Raw genomic sequence first — 3,510 nt, forward strand, 5'->3', positions numbered from 1 at the left:
GGCGCCGGGCTTCGCTGCGCCCTCCGACAGGGTCCGCCGCCAGCCGCGCGCGCCCGAAGGCCGAGGCCACGGCCGCGCCCATCACCAGCACCGGCGCGGCCGCGCCCTCGGCGATCCCGGCGAGCTCGGCCGCGAGAGCGCAGGCCGCGGCCGCGGCCGTGGCGGCGAGGAGGAGGAGGGACCGCTTCCGCAGACGAGGCGGCGGGCGGCTGAAGGCGGGGGCGGTCTGCATCTGAGAGGATCCGACTGAATCGAACGCCCGCGGAGCATCCCCGCCCGGAGGCCGATCTCATAGAACCGAGATCGCAAGAAAGTCCTGTACCAAATCGACCGGGCGCGCGGTCTCAGCGGCGGCGGACCTCGGTCTCGATCGCCGTCAGCAGCGCCTGACCGTCGAAGGGTTTGCGGAACACCAGTCCGGAGGGGCGACCCTCGGCGACGAGGCGGTCGGCGAGGTCGTGATCGCCGGTGACCAGGATCACCGGCAGGTCCGGCCGCCGCGCCCCGGCAAGGACCTCGAGCCGCCGCCCGTCCATGCCGGGCATGCAGATGTCGGCCACCACGCAATCGAAGCGGTCGAAATCGGGGGAGGACAGGAGCCCGGCGCCGCCGGGATGCAGGCGCGCCCGGTGCCCGGCGGATTCGAGCAGTTCGCCGAGCGCCGCGAGGATGTCGGCGTCGTCGTCCGCCACACCGACCAGCAGGGAAGCGACGCTCATCTCGTCCCGATTCCCCATGCCGCTCGCGACGCGGCCATGGCGCGGGTCGCCGGCCGGGGGCCGCCCGCCGGGACCTGGATCTCGGCGCCGGTCATCGCGGGACGCCGGCGCTCATGGCGTCCGGTCTTGGAGCGTCGCGGGGCGCGCCGCCGCGCCCGGGCGGATGCGCGCGTGCAGGGTCCCGAGCGGCGTCGCGGCGCGGGCGTCGTCGATCCCCGTCAGCGGAGCCTGCGCCTGGATCGTCCGGCGGGATCGGGCGGCGTCGCGGACGGGCTGGTCTGGCATCGGGGCTCCTGCAGGCGGTCGGGTGGACGGGACGTCGGCGCGATCCTGCCGCGCTTCCCGCCGTCGGTCGATAATCCAAAGGGTCGAGGGCGATCGCCACCCGACCGAAGGCGAAGCCGCTCAGACCAAGGGCTGGCCCGGCGAGCCCCGCGCAGCATGGCCGGGGCGCGGGCAGCGCCGCATCCTCGATCCATCACGTCGGATCGACGGCCGGGCCTGCGGGCCGGGCCGCAAACTGGAAAGGATGCGGACATGGCGTCTCCCGGACGGATCGTCATCATCGGCGGCACGGGCCTGATCGGCACGCGGGTCGCGACGCGGCTGCGCGCGGCGGGGGTCGAGGTCCTGCAGGCCTCCCCCGCCAGCGGCGTCGACGCCCTGACGGGCGAGGGGCTGGACGCGGCGCTGGACGGCGCGGCGGCGGTGATCGAGGTGACCAACCCGGCCAGCCTCGAGCCGGTTGCGGCGTTGGACTTCTTCCGCACCACGGCCCGCAACCTGGCGCAGGCCGGGCGGCGCGCGGGCGTGGGCCACCACCTGGCGCTGTCGATCGTGGGCGTCGACCGGATGCCCGACAACGGCTATTTCGCCGCCAAGCTGGCCCAGGAGCAGGGCCTGCGCGAGAGCGGCCTGCCCTGGACGGTCCTGCGCGCCACCCAGTTCATGGAATTCATCGGCGCGATCGCCGACGCGGCCGAGGTGGACGGGATCGTCCGCCTGTCCGGCGGCCAGTTCCAGCCCATTGCCGCGGACGACGTGGCCGAGGCCCTGGCGCGCGCCGCCCTGTCGCCCCCCGTCTCCGGAATCCTCGAGATCGCGGGACCCGAGCGCGCGCCCCTCGACGAGTTCGCCCGCCGCAGGCTGGCGCTCGCGGGCGACCCGCGCCGCGTCCTTCGGGACCCGGAGGCGCGCTATTTCGGCGCCCGGGTCGAGGAGCGGTCGCTGACGCCCCTCGGTCCGGCCTGGCTCGGCCGCATCGATCTCGACGCCTGGGCCGCCGGCCTGGCGCCGCCGCTCTCCCTTCCCCGAACCGCCTGACACAGGATGACCCCGATGTCCCGACCCCACCGACTGCGCTTTGCCGCCGGCCTCGCCGCCCTGCTGCTCGCCGCCCCGCTGCTCGGCGCCCCGCCCGCCCTGGCCGACGGCGCGAAGGTCACCCTGGTCTACGACCAGCCGATCCCGAACCTGCCGGGCAAGAGCCTGAGGGGCGTGCTGGTGGAATACGAGGGCGGCGGCTTCAGCCCGGCCCACGTCCACGCGCCCTCGGCGCTGATCTACGCGACCGTGCTGGAAGGCGCGGTGGAGATGCGGCTCAACGGCGGAGAGACCAAGGTCTACCGGGCGCTCGAGAACTTCTCCGAGATGCCGGGCGACTTTCACGACGTCAGCGCCAACGCCTCGAAGACCGAGCCTGCGAAGCTGCTCGCGGTCTTCGTGGTGAACACGGACGAGACCGAGCTGACCACCTTCCGGTCGCACCGCTAGACGCGGCCGAACCCCATCCAAACGCGGCGGCGCGGGCCCTTCCGGGACCCGCGCCGTCGGCGTGCGCGCGGCTCGGCGCCTGGGGGGGCGCCCGGAGGGATCAGCCGACCGGACCCAAGGTCTTAGCGGACCGGCCCGAGGCCGGATCGCCGGATGGGGCGGCCCGGGCGCATCCTCTCCCCGTCGGCGCCTCCACCCCCGATGGGGGATCCGCGCCGTTCCTGGCGACCGAGGAGACTTCCGCCATGCACGACCCTTCCCCCTTCCCCCCCGTCGGCGCCGTGCGCCGCGACCTGATGCTGGGCGCCGCGGCCTTGGCCGTCTCGCTCGCCATGCCCCGTCCCGCCGCCGCGGCGGGACGGCCCGCCGCTTCCCCCCCTGCCGCAGGAGCAGAGCCGATGAATTTCGTGACCACCGCCGACGGCGTCGAGATCTTCTACAAGGACTGGGGGCCGAAGGACGCCCAGCCCATCGTGTTTCACCACGGCTGGCCGCTGAGCTCGGACGACTGGGACGCGCAGATGCTGTTCTTCCTCGGCCACGGCCATCGCGTGATCGGGATCGACCGGCGCGGCCACGGCCGGTCGACCCAGGTCTCGGGCGGGCACGACATGGACCATTACGCCGCCGACGCGGCGACGGTGGTCCGCAAGCTGGACCTGAAGGGCGCGGTGCATGTGGGCCACTCGACCGGCGGCGGCGAGGCGCTGCACTACGTCGCCCGCCATGGCCAGCCCGAGGGCCGGGTCGCGGGTCTGGTGCTGATCGGCGCCGTGCCCCCGATCATGCTGCAGACCCCGGCCAACCCCGGCGGCCTGCCGCTGTCGGTCTTCGACGGCATGCGCGCGGCGCTGGCGGCCAACCGCTCGGAGTTCTACCGGGCGCTGCCCGAGGGCCCGTTCTACGGCTTCAACCGTCCCGGTGCGACGCCGTCCGAGGCGGTGATCGCCAACTGGTGGCGGCAGGGCATGATGGGCGGCGCCAAGGCCCATTACGACGGCATCAAGGCCTTTTCGGA

The 3,510-nt window shown here is 74.3% G+C and carries 6 protein-coding genes; 3 read left to right on the forward strand and 3 right to left on the reverse strand.

Annotation, left to right across the window (positions count from 1 at the left end; all coding sequences use genetic code 11):
- The 3 genes from AAC134_RS23625 to AAC134_RS23635 all read right to left on the reverse strand — a co-directional run.
- On the reverse strand, positions 1-232 hold a 232-nt coding region (locus AAC134_RS23625; protein ID WP_339952231.1), incomplete at its 3' end, for a hypothetical protein.
- Between the two features lie 112 nt (positions 233-344).
- A complete protein-coding gene (locus AAC134_RS23630; RefSeq protein WP_339952233.1) occupies positions 345-719 on the reverse strand; it encodes a response regulator in 375 nt (124 codons plus the stop codon).
- Between the two features lie 111 nt (positions 720-830).
- The gene (locus tag AAC134_RS23635; protein ID WP_339952235.1) at positions 831-1,004 is read right to left on the reverse strand and encodes a hypothetical protein; all 174 of its coding nucleotides are present in this window, start codon (positions 1,002-1,004) and stop codon (positions 831-833) included.
- 252 nt (positions 1,005-1,256) lie between these two features.
- On the opposite strand from AAC134_RS23635, the gene AAC134_RS23640 reads away from it, so the two are divergent.
- From AAC134_RS23640 to AAC134_RS23650, 3 genes are all read left to right on the forward strand, one after another.
- Positions 1,257-2,042: an SDR family oxidoreductase gene (locus AAC134_RS23640; protein WP_339952237.1), complete on the forward strand. Its 786-nt coding sequence runs from the start codon at positions 1,257-1,259 to the stop codon at positions 2,040-2,042.
- Between the two features lie 15 nt (positions 2,043-2,057).
- Entirely contained in the window at positions 2,058-2,492 is a 435-nt protein-coding gene (locus tag AAC134_RS23645; protein ID WP_339952239.1) for a cupin domain-containing protein, read from the forward strand.
- 245 nt (positions 2,493-2,737) lie between these two features.
- Positions 2,738-3,510 (forward strand): alpha/beta hydrolase (locus AAC134_RS23650; protein WP_339952241.1); only part of this gene is annotated, 773 nt, incomplete at its 3' end.

Origin of the sequence: uncultured Albimonas sp. (genome assembly GCF_963977235.1) — a bacterium.
Lineage (GTDB): Bacteria > Pseudomonadota > Alphaproteobacteria > Rhodobacterales > Rhodobacteraceae > Albimonas.

Coding starts and splice junctions, on each gene's coding strand:
- AAC134_RS23640 (WP_339952237.1), top strand. CDS start 1,257: ATGGCGTCTCCCGGACGGATCGTCATCATCGGCGGCACGGGCCTGATC.
- AAC134_RS23645 (WP_339952239.1), top strand. CDS start 2,058: ATGTCCCGACCCCACCGACTGCGCTTTGCCGCCGGCCTCGCCGCCCTG.
- AAC134_RS23635 (WP_339952235.1), bottom strand. CDS start 1,004: ATGCCAGACCAGCCCGTCCGCGACGCCGCCCGATCCCGCCGGACGATC.
- AAC134_RS23630 (WP_339952233.1), bottom strand. CDS start 719: ATGAGCGTCGCTTCCCTGCTGGTCGGTGTGGCGGACGACGACGCCGAC.